The organism is Bacillus sp. L_1B0_5 (assembly GCF_000836715.1).
Taxonomy (GTDB): Bacteria; Bacillota; Bacilli; order Bacillales; family Bacillaceae_G; genus Bacillus_A; species Bacillus_A thuringiensis_S.
Map to the genome: position 1 here is coordinate 95970 of NZ_JXIS01000018.1, position 15735 is coordinate 111704.

The window sequence follows — 15735 nt, forward strand, 5'->3', positions numbered from 1 at the left end:
AAAGCTTGGCGCTTGCCAAGCTTTTTTTCTATTATAAAAGGAATTTATGTTTCCGTGTCGAATTAAGTTTGAGGTAGAAAAAGGAGGCTTTTATACGATGACAGTTGCTACATATGAAGTGGAAAAACAATTTTTAACATACGTGAAAAAGATACAGAATTACGGAGAAGCATTAAGTTTAATGTTTTGGGATTTAAGAACAGGTGCACCAAAAAAAGGTGTAGATCAGCGTTCAGAAGTAATTGGTATGCTTTCGTCAGAAGTGTTTGCTATGTCGACTTCAGATGAGATGGGAAACTATTTAACAGAACTTGAAGCTTTAATACGTGAAGATAAACTTTCTGAAACGACAAAGAAAATGGTTGAAGAGTGTCGGAAAGAATATGATAGAAATAAAAAAATTCCACAAGCTGAATATGAGGCTTATGTGAAATTAGAAGCGAAAGCAGAGAGTGTGTGGGAAGAAGCTCGCGAAAAATCTGATTTCGAAATGTTCCGCCCGTACTTAGAAAAAATTGTTGAATTTAAAAAGAAATTTATTACATATTGGGGTTATGAAACATATAAATACAATACAATATTAGACATGTATGAGCCAGGTATTACAGTAGAAGTTTTAGATCACGTATTTGGTCAACTTCGTGAGCGCATCGTGCCGCTTGTAAAAGAAATCTCTGAGTCTAAAAAAGGATTAAAAACAAGTGCTTTATCGGAACAGTTTTCAAAAGAAAAACAAAAGAACTTTACATTAGAACTATTAAAGCAATTGAATTATGACTTTGAAGCAGGTCGTCTTGATGAAACAGTACATCCTTTCGAAATTACATTAAATAGAGGGGATGTTCGTATTACGACACGCTATGATGAAAAAGATTTCCGTATGGCTGTATTTGGAACAATTCATGAATGTGGTCATGCAGTATATGAACAAAACATTGCAGAACAATTTGAAGGTACACCACTTTGCAGTGGTACATCTATGGGTATTCACGAATCACAATCATTATTCTTTGAGAACTTTATCGGCCGTAATAAATCATTCTGGAAGAAAAATTATGATTTATTAAAAGAGTATAGCGATGGTCAATTTGATGATATTTCAGTCGATGAGTTTTATGATGCAATTAACGAATCGAAGCCGTCATTCATTCGTATAGAAGCAGATGAGCTTACATACCCGCTTCATGTTATGGTGCGTTATGAATTAGAGAAAGAATTATTTGATGGTACATTACAAGTGAAGGACTTACCAGCAGCTTGGAATGATAAGATGGAAGCATATTTAGGAATTCGTCCGGAAAATGATGCGCAAGGTGTATTGCAAGATGTTCACTGGGCTGGTGGCTCATTTGGATACTTCCCATCTTATGCGCTTGGTTACATGTATGCAGCGCAATTTAAGCAAAGAATGTTAAAAGATATTCCGAACTTTGATGCATTATTAGAAGAAGGAAACGTAACACCGATTCGTGAATGGTTAACAGAACATATTCACCAATATGGTAAAACGAAAAAGCCACTTGAAATTTTAAAAGATGTAACAGGTGAAGGCTTAAATGCAAACTACTTAGCCGATTATTTAGAAGCGAAATATAAAGAGATTTATGAGTTGTAACAAAAAGAGCTGCTTAATTGCAGCTCTTTTTGTTAAAGGGGATGGGAGAATGGGTTGTTATACATATACAGTAATGAAGCAAGAAGAAGCGGAGGAAATTGCGTATAACTGGCATTATGAAGGGAAATATTCTTTTTATGATATAGAGGCAGATGAAGAAGATTTAGATGAATTTTTACATGGTGAGAGTAGAGGGAATCATACATTTTCTGTGAAGCAAAATGGCATTCTCATTGGTTTTTTTACTGTTTGTAAAATGAATGATGGAACGGTTGATATAGGACTTGGAATGAGACCTGATATAACTGGCAATGGATTTGGTTTACAGTTCGTAAATGCTGGACTAGCTTTTAGTGAAGAAAAATACGGATGCAATTATATAACACTATCAGTAGCGACATTTAATGAGAGAGCAATCAAAGTGTATAAAAGAGCAGGATTTGAGGCAGTTGGAACGTTTATACAGAGAACAAATGGTAGTTGTTTTGAGTTTTTGAAAATGAATTACATGTGTAAAAATGATTAAAAAACAGAGGGATCTTCTGTTTTTTTATTTTGATGTAGAAATATATGATACATATTTTTGTACTTGTTGTAATTGAGGGTTTTGATGTGTATGATTGAATTTTAGTAGCAAATAGCAGGTTTAGTAAGGAAAGGTAGAGGTAGTATGATTACAATTAAAACGAAAAATGAAATAGATTTGATGCATGAATCTGGAAAATTACTTGCTTCATGTCATAAAGAAATTGCGAAAATGATAAAGCCAGGTATAACGACACAAGAAATTAATACGTTTGTTGAAATGTATTTAAAAAAGCATGGTGCCACATCTGAACAGAAAGATTACAATGGGTATCCATATGCGATATGTGCATCTGTAAACGATGAAATGTGTCATGGGTTTCCGGCCGATGTTCCTTTAAATGAAGGAGATATTGTAACCGTTGACATGGTAGTAAACTTAAATGGTGGTCTTTCAGATTCTGCTTGGACGTATATAGTCGGAAATGTTTCTGATGAAGCAGAAAGGTTATTGTTAGTAGCTGAAAAAGCTTTATATAAAGGGATTGATCAGGCAGTAATCGGTAATCATGTAGGAGACATTGGCTATGCAATTGAAAGTTATGTAACAAATGAAGGTTTTTCTGTCGCAAGAGACTTTACGGGACATGGAATTGGTAAAGAGATTCATGAAGAACCAGCAATTTTTCATTTTGGGAAGCAAGGACAAGGGCCTCAGTTACAAGAAGGAATGGTGATTACGATTGAGCCGATTGTCAATGTAGGTATGCGATACTCGAAAGTAGATTTAAATGGATGGACTGCAAGAACGATGGACAGGAAATTATCAGCTCAATACGAGCATACAATTGCGATTACAAAAGATGGACCAGTCATTTTAACGAAGTTGTAATTGGGAATGAAAGAGTTTACAAAACTCGAACGAAAATAGTAGTTTTTAAAAATTCGTACGTGTTTTTTCGATAAATGCTTTTCAAAGTATAAAAAGTGCGTTATAATCCTTCTATAAAATAAATAGTTAGCTACACTCATATAATCGCGGGGATATGGCCTGCAAGTTTCTACCGAAGTACCGTAAATACTTTGACTATGAGTGAGGACGAATATAATTGCTTGTTTAGCATTCTTTTTTTGCGAAACTCCAAAAGCGCGTCTCTCACTTGTAACGAGTGGTGGCGGCTTTTGGAGTTTTTTTATTGCATAAGAGGGGGAACAAACATGAAAGTATTACAAGAAAAGATTTTGAATGAAGGAAAGGTTTTATCTGGTGATGTATTAAAGGTGGATGCATTTTTAAATCACCAAATTGATCCAGTACTTATGCAAGAAATCGGAAAAGAATTTGCTAAACGTTTTAAAGAAGAGAACATTACAAAAATCGTGACGATTGAATCTTCAGGCATTGCACCAGCTGTTATGGCTGCATTAGAGCTTGGTGTAAAAGTAATCTTTGCAAGAAAACGTAAATCGTTAACGTTACAAGATAATATGTACGTTGCAAACGTATATTCATTTACAAAACAAGAAACAAATGAAATTTCATTATCTCGAAATCATATCGATGAAAATGATCGCGTGCTAATCATCGATGACTTTTTAGCAAACGGTCAGGCTGCTTTAGGTTTAATGAGTTTGGTAGAGCAAGCAGGAGCAAGTATTGCAGGAATTGGAATTGTTATTGAAAAAGCATTTCAAGATGGAGGAAAGAAGCTTCGTGAACAAGGCGTTCGTGTTGAATCACTAGCAGAAATTGCATCACTTGATAACGGCACAGTTACATTTGTACAGCAAGAAACTGCGGAGGTGAAATAAACGATGAAGCAGCATCCATTTAAAATTGCATCGCTTGGTATGCAGCATATGCTTGCAATGTATGCTGGAGCAATTATCGTTCCGCTTATTGTGGGCGGTGGACTTGGTTTAAATCAAAAAGAGTTAACATATTTAGTCTCAATTGATTTATTAATGTGTGGCGTTGCGACAATTTTACAAGCATTATCAAATCGCTTTTTCGGTATTGGACTTCCCGTTGTACTTGGTTGTACATTTACAGCCGTTGGACCAATGATTGCGATTGGAAAACAATACGGTGTGTCTTCCATTTATGGAGCAATTATTGCTGCTGGATTGTTCGTTGTTATTTTTGCAAAGTTATTCGGGAAACTTGTAAAGCTTTTCCCACCTGTTGTAACAGGATCTGTTGTTACTGTAATTGGAGTTACACTTGTTCCAGCAGCAATTAATGATATGGCTGGAGGAGTAGGAAGTAAGGATTTCGGTAGTCTTGAAAATTTAGCATTAGCATTTGGTGTGTTACTATTTATCATCATTATGTATCGTTTCTTTGATGGATTTATTCGTTCAATCTCTATTTTACTAGGTCTATTGTTCGGTACAATCGTTGCAGCGTTTATGGGGAAAGTAAGCTTGCAAGCGGTTGGAGAGGCTGATTGGTTCCATGGTATTCAACCATTTTACTTCGGTACACCAACATTTGAATTAACACCAGTTATTACGATGATTCTCGTTGCTTGTGTAGGGATTGTAGAAGCAACGGGTGTATACTTTGCATTATCTGATATTTGCAATAAAAAAATCGGTGAAAAAGAATTAACAAAGGGCTATCGAGCAGAAGGATTAGCGATGGTGTTAGGTGGCATTTTCAACGCGTTCCCATATACAACTTACTCTCAAAACGTAGGACTTGTTCAATTAACTGGAGTAAGAAATCGCGTTATTATTTATACTTGCGGTGGTATGTTAATCGTTCTTGGATTCATTCCTAAAATCGCAGCTATTACAACAATCATTCCGAAATCAGTACTTGGCGGTGCTATGCTCGCAATGTTCGGTATGGTAATGGCATATGGTATTAAAATGTTAAGTAGCGTTGATTTTGGTAAACAAGAAAACTTATTAATCGTTGCATGTTCTGTCGGAATCGGGCTTGGTGTTACAGTCGTTCCTACATTATTCTCACAACTTCCTGAAAACATTCGTATTTTAACAGATAACGGAATTGTACTTGGAAGTGCGTCAGCAGTACTTTTAAATATCGTATTTAATATGGTGCCGCAGCGTAAAGTGAAAGTAAAAGAAGAGCCGGTGTCTATGCAAAGTGCGGTAAGAGAAGCGTAAAAAAGCAAGGTCTCGTTATGAGACCTTGCTTTTCTTTTTAAGGGACATCATTTTTCTGTAAGTACCAAGACGCCAAATGTACTCAAGTGGTCCGTATTGGTAATGTGAAAGCCACCAGCGGCTAATAAAGATTTGTAACGTGTAGAAACTAATGCAGAATAGTGGTCCAACCCATAGTGGAGCAAGATAATCATTTTTAAACAATAGCCCGAATACAAGTAATGTAACAATTGTATGCGAGATGTAATTTGTTAATGCCATTCGTCCAACGTATTGGAATGGACGTAATAATGTTTGCCATTTTTCTTTTTGTAATAAACGCATGAGCGTGAAAATGTAGAATATGAATAATGTTTTGCCGCTAAACATTGTAAAGGCCTGCATATAAATTGGTTCATAAGATGGTTTTGATAAGAAATAACGGACCATGAAGAACCACATTGGCAATGTTAAAATGAACATAATAATTTGCCATTTTTTAAGCTTTGGATCTAACTCTTTCGTACGGCGGAAAATATCCTTTTTACCGGCATATAAACCAAGTAAAAATAGCCCAACTGTTTCTGGTAGCATGAATACGTTTAGTCTAATTCCATCAGCATAAAATGCATGGAAACGATTTTGTATTTGTGACACCCAGTCTTCAAGTGGCATGATTGGTAAGGATAACCCAAGCTCCTCCTTTGGCATGAAGGCAATACCAATACTAGCAATTAGCATAAGAAACTGAAAAATACTTAATAAAACGATTGCCCATATTAAAATGGTACGAGCTTCTCTCTTATAAAATAAAAATAAGAAAAATCCAGCGATTGCATACGTATGTAAAATGTCTCCGTCCCATAGAAGAACGTAATGTAAGAAACCAAATAATAATAAAATAAGTAAGCGACGAACAAATAAAGTTTTTGGACGATCTGTTTTCGCTTCAGCACGAGTCATAAAAATATAAAATCCTAGGCCAAATAAAAACGAAAAGATAGTATAAAACTTTGTTTGAATAAACATATCGTAGAATAGACGGATATAGCTATCTAGCCCCTCATAAACTCCTGAAAGATCACGTGAGTCAACCCCGGCGATAACAGGCCAATTTACAAGAAAAATACCTAGTACAGCTATTCCTCTAATAATATCAATGGAGTGTATCCTCTCGCCTTGTGTAAGATTTTGTGTCATTTTTTTCCTCCTTGTTAAGTAATTCCCTTTTATTATACAAAATGTAAGATGGAGGGGATAGGGGATATTTCCATTTTTTTAAACTGTTAAGTTATGTAGGATGAGATATAATAAGAGTGCACAACAAGTTTTAACCTTTTTCAAAACAGGCAGTAAAGCTCCTTCTTATAAGGAGCTTTCTTTATGGAAAGTGTTGATAATGATTCTCTTTAATGATAAAATGTATTCAAAAGTGATAATCATTATCAAAAAAAAGTTGGTGCATGAGTATGGTATATGCATTAGTAGCAGGTACAGTTGCTGTATATGCAGTTATTGCAAAGTATGTTTTAAATGGAGTAGGAACAGCAAAATGAGTGATATGACATAAAATCCCTTTCATTTGTAAAAAGAATGAAAGGGATTTTTTATTTTTAATGAGAATATGCTGAAAATTTAGTATGATAGTAAAGTGAAACTGTAATCAATGGGTAGGTGTAACTCTCACTGGTTATGAGCTCGCAATTAGCGGGGAAAAGTATATACATCTTGGATAAAGGGGAACAAGGGGATGACAAACATAGTACAGACAAACGGTATGAAAAAACTTGTTTGTTTTTATGAAGAGTGGCAAAAACACGGCGATGCAGAGAATAGCTTAAAGTTGTTTGAAGTAATTCAAAAATATAAACGAGAGCAGCTTATGATAGCGTTCTGCGGTCATTTCTCAGCAGGGAAATCAACGATGATGAATCATCTATATAAAGCGCAGTTGTTACCAACAAGTCCAATTCCGACAAGCGCTAACGTCGTTAAAATTGAAAAGGGATTTGATCGTGTTGTTGTTACGATTAAATCTGGAGAACAGTACGAATATGACGGTGCATATTCAGCAGAAGAATTAAAGCAAATTTGTAAAGATGGCGATGAGGTAATTGGTGTTCATATTTATCGGAATGATGCACCAATTCCTGAGGGTGTTATGTTAGTTGATACACCAGGGATTGACTCAACAGATGATGCCCATCAACTAGCGACAGAATCAACGCTACATCTAGCAGACGTAATTTTTTATATGATGGATTATAATCACGTCCAATCGGAAGTGAATTTGCAATTTGTTAAAGAATTGAAACAACGTAATAAAACGGTTTATCTCGTTGTAAATCAAATAGATAAACATAAAGAAAACGAATTATCATTTGAGGATTATAAAGATAGTGTGAAACAATCGTTCTCTAACTGGGATATTGAAGTAGATGGAGTTTATTATACGTCATTACGAATGATGAACCATCCACATAATGAAATTGGAAGTTTAGAAACATTAATTACTTCTATTATGAAAGAAAAAGAGCAGTATGTAAGAGAGGGAATGGAGCGAGAAACAGAACATTTAATGGGAGAACATTTCTCGTTTATTGTTTCTGAAAATGAAAAAGCTCTTTTGACATATGAGGAAGAGTTAGCATCACCGCTTTCGATTTCAGAAATAGTTGAAAAGAAAGAAGAGCTAACGGAAACTAAACATCGCGAGGCTAGTAAAGAATCTCATGTGAGAAACGAATTTATAAAAGGTTTACAAGCTATATTAGATAACGCGTATTTAATGCCATTTGAAATGAGAGAATTGGCAAATGCATATTTAGAAACGAAATTAACAAAGTTTAAAGTTGGTTTGCTATTTGCGAAAGGAAAGACGGAGCAAGAAAAACAAAGACGTGTAGAGGCGTTTTATTCTGCCCTTCAAAAGACTGTTGAAACGCAACTTGATTTTCATGTGAAAGAATTTATTGTAGCCTTCTTAAAAGAAGAAGGATTGTTCACGGAGGAAATTGGGAAAGACATATATGCTTTAGAAATTGCTTTTGGACCAGAAATGTTAGCTGAAGTCATTAAACAAGGTGCAGGTTTCACAGGTGATTACTTACTTCTTTATACAGCGGATGTAGCGAATGAACTGAAGAAACGTTATTTTACAAAAGCACAGCAAATTTTTGATAAAAGTGCAGTCGTTTTAAAGCAAAAAGTGAAGGAAGCAGTTGCTCGTATGGAAGAAGAGATTGAAAAATATACGATGTTGCAAACGGCAAAAGAGACGGAATTACAATACAGTAACAATTTAGAGACATATGAAAGTTATTTACAAAATGTTTGGCACGAGCGTGTTGCTACACCAGAAGGATTGCAAATAGAGGAGATATTGCAACGTGAAAAACAAATTGTTAGTGAGAAATTCACACTACAAGAGCAGGAAATGGTAAATGATAACGTAGCGGCTCATGAAGAAGAGATAAAAGGAACGGCAGCTTTAAATATTCAGCGTATATTAGAGAAAGTGAAGAAAGCTGAAATGATATTAGAGCCATTGCCAGCGCTGAAACATGTACAGCAAGAGGTGATAGAAAAAAGGCGTCGTGTGGAAACGAAACAATTTACAGTAGCGTTATTCGGAGCTTTTAGTGCTGGGAAATCATCATTTGCCAATGCCTTACTTGGTGAGAAGGTACTTCCTGTATCACCAAATCCGACGACGGCAACGATTAATCAAATTTTGCCGGTTACAGAGGAAAAACCACACGGAACAGTAATGGTTCAATTCAAATCAAAGCAAGCTCTATTAGAAGATATGAAAGCTGTTTATAAGCTGTTTCATTATGAGATTACTACGTTAGATGAGGCGTTAGCACAAATTGATAAAGTTATGAAATATCCTTCACCGACTGGGAAGCAAAAAACAACATTTAGCTTCTTACGAGCGGTACAAAAAGGGTATGATGCAGTTTCTACTTATTTAGGAGAACAAGTACAAGTCACATTAGAAGAGTTCTCTGATTATGTAGCGAATGAAGAAAAATCATGCTTCGTTGAGTATATGGAGCTTTATTATGATTGTGCTTTAACAAGGCAGGGAGTAGCGCTTGTAGACACACCTGGAGCGGATTCTATTAATGCTCGCCATACGGATGTTGCATTCCAGTATATTAAAAACGCAGATGCTATTTTATTTGTAACATATTATAACCATGTATTCTCTCGTGCTGATCGTGAATTTTTAATTCAGCTTGGTCGTGTAAAGGATACTTTTGCCCTTGATAAAATGTTCTTCTTAATTAATGCGGCGGATTTAGCAGAGTCTGAAGAAGAACTTGAAATGGTAAAAGGTTATATCGCAGATCAGCTACTGCAATACGGTATTAGAAATCCGCGTTTATTTGCAATTTCAAGTTTATGTGCGCTTGAAGAGAAACAAGGAAAGAATGTTGAAAAAGAGAAGTATGGTATTTTACAAAACTCTGGAATTACTAAGTTTGAGGAATCATTTACGTCCTTTATGATGAGAGATTTAATGCTTGTTTCTGTGCATGCTCTATACGGTGCGTTGCAAGGGGCAGATCAGCTTTTAGTAAACATGATAAATGGTGCAAAGCAGGGGAATGAAGAGAAAGAGAAGCAAACGAAAAAATATGAAGCAGAGCGTGATCAACTACTTCATATTATTTCATCATATAGTGTACTTGCTGAAGAACAGGCGATGCAAAATGAAGTGAAAGAGTTGCTTTATTACGTGCAACAGCGTCTATTCCTACGTTATAACGATGTGTTTACTGAATTTATTAATCCGGCGTCACTTCGAACGGATGGAAATGTGAAAACACAATTGCAACAGTGTGTTATGGAATTAGTAGCATTTATTCAGCATGATTTATTACAAGAAATGCGTGCGACATCATTACGTCTTGAAAAATGGATAGACGAAGCGATGAAGCGTGCAAAGGATGAAATTGTAGTGAACTGTAAAGTAGAAAATCAATCAATTTCTATGAATGGAACAGTGGAGTATGAATATAAAGATATTACACATAAAGAACCGTTCCCTTCAGTTGAAATAAAAGATTTCAAAAAAGCACTGGCACAATTTAAAAATGAGAAAAGCTTTTTTGAAAAGAATGACAAAGCTTTTATGCAAGAAGACGCTAAATCTGTATTAGAACCGCTCGTATCAAACTATGTAGCCGATGAAAAAGATTTATTTGTTCATCATTATAAGCAAGAATGGGATATGAAGTGGAACTTATTCCAAAAAGTGATGCAACAAGATGTGATGAACTATTATGAAAGTATATTGTTTGCATTGGCTGAAACGATCGATGTATCTCTATATGAACAAAGTAAAGAACAATTGCACAATCAGTTAGTAGAGATTGAAAAAGAAATTTATGTTATATAGTCGTTATGAGAAAAAGATTCGTTCAATTTTCTTTTGCAGTACAGTATCTAAAGATTTGACAAATCCAGCAAATTCATCTGTAGAAATCATATGAGTAAGAACGAGTCGTCTGCCATCTGGTGTTTCACCGCATAAGACGAATGAAGAAAATTCATATGTTTTATTTTCAACTACTAATTTTGGATAGGAATACGTGTCGCTTTTCTTCTTCTTTCCATCAATAGAGATGACGTTGCATTTTTTCTCATTGTTGTCCATGGTGAATCCCTCCTTTCTATTATTTATGGTAGACAAGGAGGGTTTAGAACAATAGAGATGGGGGGATTTTTTATGTCTTTTGTAATAGAACGTATTTTAAAAGAGGCTATACCGAAGTCTTTATTGCTACTTGCTGATCCAAGTGAACGGCAAATAGCTACATATGTACAAAGAGGGTTAACATACGTAGCAAAGCAAGGGGACAGCGTCATCGGTGTGTATGTTCTTTTGGAAACAAGGCCGAAGACGATGGAAATCATGAATATTGCGGTTGTAGAACATATGCAAGGAAAAGGTATTGGAAAGAAGCTATTAAAGCATGCTGTAGAAACAGCTAAGGAATATGGTATGTCCAAAATTGAAATTGGTACAGGTAATTCTAGTGTTTCACAACTTGCTTTATATCAAAAATGTGGATTTCGTATTTTTTCTATTGATTTTGATTACTTTTCAAAGCATTATGAAGAAGAGATTATTGAAAATGGGATTGTATGTCGTGATATGATTCGGCTTGCAATGGAATTGAATTAGAACGTATAACTTATTTAGGGGGAAGAGAAGATGGAAGTACATAAAGCAATTACAGCACATTCTCGTAAACAAAATGAAAGTGTAAAAGCATGTTTACAATTAGATGCGCAGCGTGAAGCAGCTATTGAAGCAGCCGTATCTCTTGCGTCAAATGGGAAAGAATTTTCGGTTGATGTCATTAATGTTGTAACAAAGCAAATTAATGATCTTGCAAAAAATGGTGTTACCTTGCAGCGTAAATATGTTACAGAAGAAATGGTTATGGAGTATGTAAGTCGTTTACAAGAGAAAGAAGGTCGTTAAAGATGATAGTTACAGTCGAATGGTTACGTGAGCATATAGAAGATGAGAACGTCCGTGTAATCGATTGTCGTTTTGATTTAGCGAATCCTAATTGGGGTAGAGAAAAGTATAAAGAAGAACATATTCCTCATGCGTTATATTTTGATTTGAATTTAGATTTATCAAGTCCTATAGCAGAACATGGTGGCCGCCATCCGTTGCCAAGCATTGAAGAGTTTGCGGACAAGCTTTCGGAGGTTGGTATTGATGAACATACGACAGTAATTGCGTACGACAGTCAAGCTGGTGCAAATGCTGCTCGTTTATGGTGGTTATGTAACTATGTAGGACATGAGAAAGTATATATATTAGATGGTGGTTTCCCGGTTTGGAAAGAGAATGGACTACCGACAACAACGGAAATTCCTGTTGTTATACGAAAAACATTCAAAACAAACATACAAGATCATATGCTTGTATCGATGGAAACAGTAAGAGAGAATATCCAGGCAGGTGCAGATGTTACGTTAATTGATTCAAGAGAGCCAAAACGTTATGCTGGTGTAGAGGAACTTGTCGATCATAAAGCAGGACATATTCCGACAGCAGTAAATTATTTTTGGAAGGATGGAATGTTGCAATCAGGACAATTTCAGAATGAAGCTGAGCAACAAGAACGATTCCAAAACCTGTCGAAAGATAAGGAAACCATTGTATATTGTGGTTCTGGTGTTACGGCATGTCCAAATATCGTTGCATTAAAATTGGCTGGATTCCAAAATGTTAAATTGTATGCAGGTAGCTGGAGTGATTGGATTTCTTATCCAGAAAATCAAATTGCAAAAGAAGAAGATTAATCACTTGCATGCAAAAATAATTTGTATTAAAATAAGGTCACAAGCAAGAGATTGCTCGAAAAACTTTGTATTTTACACATTAGAAACAATGTGATAATATAACGACAAGTAAATAATACATCCTGCGGTGTGCGTAACTTATTTATGTCTAAAACCGATGTTAGTTATACGGAAGCTCAATATTTAGCGACCATCATCAAGCCTTCCTTGTGGAGGAAGATGTACGGTAACTGTGAGGGCATCCACCTGCGAGTAGCGGGTTTTTGGACATTTACGAGGAGCGGCACGTGCGGGGGTCTTATTTCAACTAACCTTATATAAAATTCCTACGGTGTACGTAGCTTATGCATGTCTTAAACCAATAAGTTTAATATGGAAGTTCAATATTTAAATGTAGCTAACATGCCATCTTTTTAAGAAGGAAGTTACAAACATTTGTGAGAGCATCCACCTGTGAGAGCAGGTTTATGGACATCTAGAGAGAACGGCATATGTGGGGCTATATAAAAACCTTACGTTTTATACGTAAGGTTTTTTTGTTGCATAGATATATCAATATTATCTTGATTCACCTGTGAAGTTTCCGTAATAAATGTAGCACTTTCTGTCTTCATCAATCTCTCTTGAATCCAAGGAGAATTCCATAGACATGCCGTCTCGCTGAATATATATAATATCTGAATGAAGAGATGGTAAAATTTCTTCGTAGTTCCATACATCTTGACTATCTACTATGTTTGAACTCGTTTCACTTAGTTCTCTAATTTCAAAACCGATGTAGGAGTATGTAGGGTCTGAAGGGTCATTTGCGAAAACTTCTTTTTGAATATAAATAACTACTGTTCCGTCTGGATCAACCGAAGTTGCAGTAACAACATAAGTATTTTTCTCTTTAATAAAATATTCACAAGTCATGCGTGCGATAATTTCAGAATTAGAAATATTTGCGTAGTTCCATAAAGCAGGATACCCTTTTGTTTCATCATTAAGTCGATATTCTAAGCGCATTTAATCCCTCTTCTTCCTTTTTCTTCTACTTTATCATGCCGTCTTATATAATAGAAATATAATTTAAAAAGGGGAGTGCGAAGGTGACAAAAACGAAATGGCTAGTAGGTGGTGTCGTAACATCTTTAATGACTGGCACTTTATTTGGCTGCGCACAAGATCTTCCCCCAAAACCGAATGATAATAGTTGTTCTGATTGGGATTGGGATGATGAACTTGGGGTATGGCAGTGTGATGATAGTAGTTCAGGTTATCGTGGGCATTATTTCTATGGTGGGCGATACTATCAAAATAAGTCCACCTTTAAAAATTCATCGGCGTTTAAATCGTATCAATCGTCTGCTGAATTTAAAGGTGGAATTGGAAGCGGTTCAAAGGGAGGATTTGGGGGCTAAAATATGTCGCAATACATAAGAAATCGAAAAGAGTTTTATTTGAAATATCCAAATTTTTGGTCGGATTTATATGAATGTGAGTATAGTTTGTTTCATGTTTTTTCTATAACAAATCAGACTTTGGAACAATTGCAATTAGCTACTGAACGAATGGGGAAAATATTTTTTAAGACTGCTAGACTTTTACGTAATTTAAGTGACGAACAGCTTCTTGAGCTGGGTTTTCCTCCTGCGAGCTTATCATTCATTAGAATGAAAGAATTATATCCTGAATCTGTTATTTCACGATTTGATTTCGTTATAACGGACGATAACCAAATTAAAATGCTTGAGTTTAATAGTGATACACCAACTTTTATTATGGAATGCTTTCAAATGAATGGAAAAGTTTGTGAAAACCTAGGATATGATGATCCAAACTCGGATCAAGAACGATTACTATCTTCTGGTGTTACGAAAGCCGTAATGGAAGCGACAAAGGGATTAGACAATCCAAATGTTGTTTTTACAGCACATCATGAACATATTGAGGATTGGAATACGACTAAGTATTTGAGTCAGTTATGCCATGTTGAAAATAAAGTAGTGCCAATGTCAGAACTTAGAATTACGAAAGATGCTCTAGTCGATAAAGATGGGGCGAAGATTGATGTTTTATATCGCCAAACATATCCGATAGAAGATTTAATTGAGGATCAAGATCCTGAAACAGGAGATTTGGTAGGTGTGGAACTGTTACAACTTGTAAAAGCCGGAAAGCTTTTTATAATAAATCCTTTGTCAGCATTTTTACTTCAGCCAAAATCAATTCAGTGTCTTATTTGGGGGTTAGCAGAAGAAGAGGCCTTTTATACAAATGAGGAACAACAGTGGATTAAAGAATATATGTTACCTACATATTTAGAACCAGATTTATTTTTAGGCAAAGGTTCTTTCGTTCAAAAACCTTCATTTGGGAGAGAAGGAGATACAATTACGATTCGCGATAAAGACGAAAATATTATGCTTCAAAATGCACACCAAACGTATAAAGCGTCACTGCCGATATTTCAAAAGTATATAGAACTTCCAGTCGTATCCTTGGAAACAGAAAAAGGGATGGAGAAACTGTCGTATGTGTTTGGTTCGTTTTTAATTGCTGGAAAAGCGAGTAGTATCGGTATTCGCGCGGGAGAAAAGATTACAGGAAATGAATCGTACTATTTACCGGTAGGTATAAAAAGGAGGGGGAAAAAATGATTAATTTTTTATTATATCTAGCAGTAACACTCGGACTTTTATGTATTGGTCTGTTCTTGATGGAAGTGACAACGAAAGTTAAGGAATTTAAGTTAATGGCTCAAGGGAATAAGGCGGTAAGCTATGTGCTTGGAGGACGATTACTTGGGTTAGCTATTGTTTTATATTCGACAGCAGCTAATTCAATTTCACTTCTTGATATGATTTCGTGGGGAGCAGTTGGGATTTTGGCTCAAATTATCGTCTTTTATTTAGCTGAGTGGCTTACACCACGCTTTAATATAAACAAAAGTCTCGAAGAAGATAATCAAGCAGTCGGTCTTTTTCTTATGTTTTTATCGCTTTCAATTGGGATTGTAATCGCTGGTTGTATAACTTATTAAAAACTTTACGTTTAAACGTAAAGTTTTTTATTTTATCCCGCTATTTGCCGGGCAGCCCGATTGGTGAGGGCTAATAATCAGTGGGGGATGAACAAAACCCCCACTGATTAAAGTT

Annotated in this window: 15 protein-coding genes, 2 other RNA genes and 1 riboswitch; of the genes, 14 read left to right on the plus strand and 3 right to left on the minus strand. The window is 35.6% G+C overall.

The features are described 5' to 3' along the window. The first annotated feature begins 97 nt into the window (after positions 1–97). The 5 genes from ypwA (at position 98) to pbuX (ending at position 5278) form a co-directional block, all read left to right on the plus strand. Positions 98–1615 (plus strand): carboxypeptidase, encoded by a 1518-nt coding sequence (ypwA, locus tag RT27_RS05930; protein ID WP_043935514.1) that lies wholly within the window; start codon positions 98–100, stop codon positions 1613–1615. A 49-nt stretch (positions 1616–1664) separates the two neighbouring features. Beyond that, positions 1665–2141 carry a GNAT family protein gene (locus RT27_RS05935; protein WP_043935515.1) on the plus strand — a complete coding sequence of 159 codons (477 nt, stop codon included), beginning with the start codon at positions 1665–1667 and terminating at the stop codon, positions 2139–2141. A 144-nt stretch (positions 2142–2285) separates the two neighbouring features. Continuing rightward, positions 2286–3032: a type I methionyl aminopeptidase gene (locus tag RT27_RS05940; protein WP_016082232.1), complete on the plus strand. Its 747-nt coding sequence runs from the start codon at positions 2286–2288 to the stop codon at positions 3030–3032. A 116-nt stretch (positions 3033–3148) separates the two neighbouring features. Next, positions 3149–3250: riboswitch (purine riboswitch) on the plus strand. Positions 3251–3358: 108 nt separating this feature from the next. Beyond that, on the plus strand, positions 3359–3952 hold the full coding sequence (locus RT27_RS05945; RefSeq protein ID WP_000866483.1) for a xanthine phosphoribosyltransferase: 594 nt from the start codon (positions 3359–3361) through the stop codon (positions 3950–3952). Between the two features lie 3 nt (positions 3953–3955). Further along, positions 3956–5278 carry a xanthine permease PbuX gene (gene pbuX / locus RT27_RS05950; RefSeq protein WP_000809230.1) on the plus strand — a complete coding sequence of 441 codons (1323 nt, stop codon included), beginning with the start codon at positions 3956–3958 and terminating at the stop codon, positions 5276–5278. 15 nt (positions 5279–5293) lie between these two features. Here pbuX and RT27_RS05955 read toward each other — a convergent pair whose 3' ends face one another. Beyond that, positions 5294–6457 carry a DUF418 domain-containing protein gene (locus RT27_RS05955; RefSeq protein ID WP_043935516.1) on the minus strand — a complete coding sequence of 388 codons (1164 nt, stop codon included), beginning with the start codon at positions 6455–6457 and terminating at the stop codon, positions 5294–5296. 550 nt (positions 6458–7007) lie between these two features. Between RT27_RS05955 and RT27_RS05960 the strand changes: the two genes are divergently transcribed. After that, complete coding sequence (locus tag RT27_RS05960) at positions 7008–10667, plus strand: dynamin family protein (protein WP_043935517.1); 3660 nt, start codon at positions 7008–7010, stop codon at positions 10665–10667. Positions 10668–10670: 3 nt separating this feature from the next. Here RT27_RS05960 and RT27_RS05965 read toward each other — a convergent pair whose 3' ends face one another. Beyond that, complete coding sequence (locus RT27_RS05965) at positions 10671–10925, minus strand: DUF3931 domain-containing protein (protein ID WP_000369740.1); 255 nt, start codon at positions 10923–10925, stop codon at positions 10671–10673. A 72-nt stretch (positions 10926–10997) separates the two neighbouring features. Between RT27_RS05965 and RT27_RS05970 the strand changes: the two genes are divergently transcribed. From RT27_RS05970 to ssrS (RT27_RS32910), 5 genes are all read left to right on the plus strand, one after another. After that, positions 10998–11456, plus strand: a complete 459-nt coding sequence (locus tag RT27_RS05970) for a GNAT family N-acetyltransferase (protein ID WP_016082228.1) — start codon at positions 10998–11000, stop codon at positions 11454–11456. A gap of 30 nt (positions 11457–11486) precedes the next feature. Continuing rightward, complete coding sequence (locus tag RT27_RS05975) at positions 11487–11759, plus strand: YpbS family protein (RefSeq protein WP_000451820.1); 273 nt, start codon at positions 11487–11489, stop codon at positions 11757–11759. Between the two features lie 2 nt (positions 11760–11761). Next, positions 11762–12595: a sulfurtransferase gene (locus RT27_RS05980; protein ID WP_016082227.1), complete on the plus strand. Its 834-nt coding sequence runs from the start codon at positions 11762–11764 to the stop codon at positions 12593–12595. A 116-nt stretch (positions 12596–12711) separates the two neighbouring features. Then, a non-coding RNA gene (gene ssrS / locus RT27_RS32905) (6S RNA) lies at positions 12712–12894 on the plus strand. A gap of 21 nt (positions 12895–12915) precedes the next feature. After that, positions 12916–13099, plus strand: a non-coding RNA gene (gene ssrS / locus RT27_RS32910) — 6S RNA. 54 nt (positions 13100–13153) lie between these two features. Here the strand turns inward: ssrS (RT27_RS32910) and RT27_RS05985 are convergent. Further along, on the minus strand, positions 13154–13603 hold the full coding sequence (locus RT27_RS05985; RefSeq protein ID WP_025688552.1) for a hypothetical protein: 450 nt from the start codon (positions 13601–13603) through the stop codon (positions 13154–13156). Between the two features lie 83 nt (positions 13604–13686). On the opposite strand from RT27_RS05985, the gene RT27_RS05990 reads away from it, so the two are divergent. Genes RT27_RS05990 through RT27_RS06000 form a run of 3 tightly spaced genes read left to right on the plus strand, consistent with a single transcriptional unit; the run spans position 13687 to position 15620 of the window. Then, positions 13687–13998, plus strand: coding sequence for a hypothetical protein (locus RT27_RS05990; protein ID WP_000169030.1), 312 nt, complete (start codon positions 13687–13689; stop codon positions 13996–13998). A 3-nt stretch (positions 13999–14001) separates the two neighbouring features. Beyond that, positions 14002–15237 (plus strand): glutathionylspermidine synthase family protein, encoded by a 1236-nt coding sequence (locus RT27_RS05995; RefSeq protein ID WP_043935520.1) that lies wholly within the window; start codon positions 14002–14004, stop codon positions 15235–15237. Further along, positions 15234–15620 (plus strand): DUF350 domain-containing protein, encoded by a 387-nt coding sequence (locus RT27_RS06000; RefSeq protein WP_000606857.1) that lies wholly within the window; start codon positions 15234–15236, stop codon positions 15618–15620. The genes RT27_RS05995 and RT27_RS06000 overlap by 4 nt, the downstream gene beginning before the upstream one ends. The last annotated feature ends 115 nt before the right edge of the window (positions 15621–15735 follow it).

Excerpts from the sequence above, each read along its gene's own strand:
- RT27_RS05995 (WP_043935520.1), top strand. The coding sequence starts at position 14,002 with ATGTCGCAATACATAAGAAATCGAAAAGAGTTTTATTTGAAATATCCA.
- RT27_RS05945 (WP_000866483.1), top strand. The coding sequence starts at position 3,359 with ATGAAAGTATTACAAGAAAAGATTTTGAATGAAGGAAAGGTTTTATCT.
- RT27_RS05935 (WP_043935515.1), top strand. The coding sequence starts at position 1,665 with ATGGGTTGTTATACATATACAGTAATGAAGCAAGAAGAAGCGGAGGAA.
- RT27_RS05960 (WP_043935517.1), top strand. The coding sequence starts at position 7,008 with ATGACAAACATAGTACAGACAAACGGTATGAAAAAACTTGTTTGTTTT.
- RT27_RS05975 (WP_000451820.1), top strand. The coding sequence starts at position 11,487 with ATGGAAGTACATAAAGCAATTACAGCACATTCTCGTAAACAAAATGAA.
- RT27_RS06000 (WP_000606857.1), top strand. The coding sequence starts at position 15,234 with ATGATTAATTTTTTATTATATCTAGCAGTAACACTCGGACTTTTATGT.
- RT27_RS05970 (WP_016082228.1), top strand. The coding sequence starts at position 10,998 with ATGTCTTTTGTAATAGAACGTATTTTAAAAGAGGCTATACCGAAGTCT.
- ypwA (WP_043935514.1), top strand. The coding sequence starts at position 98 with ATGACAGTTGCTACATATGAAGTGGAAAAACAATTTTTAACATACGTG.
- pbuX (WP_000809230.1), top strand. The coding sequence starts at position 3,956 with ATGAAGCAGCATCCATTTAAAATTGCATCGCTTGGTATGCAGCATATG.
- RT27_RS05980 (WP_016082227.1), top strand. The coding sequence starts at position 11,762 with ATGATAGTTACAGTCGAATGGTTACGTGAGCATATAGAAGATGAGAAC.
- RT27_RS05955 (WP_043935516.1), bottom strand. The coding sequence starts at position 6,457 with ATGACACAAAATCTTACACAAGGCGAGAGGATACACTCCATTGATATT.
- RT27_RS05985 (WP_025688552.1), bottom strand. The coding sequence starts at position 13,603 with ATGCGCTTAGAATATCGACTTAATGATGAAACAAAAGGGTATCCTGCT.
- RT27_RS05940 (WP_016082232.1), top strand. The coding sequence starts at position 2,286 with ATGATTACAATTAAAACGAAAAATGAAATAGATTTGATGCATGAATCT.
- RT27_RS05965 (WP_000369740.1), bottom strand. The coding sequence starts at position 10,925 with ATGGACAACAATGAGAAAAAATGCAACGTCATCTCTATTGATGGAAAG.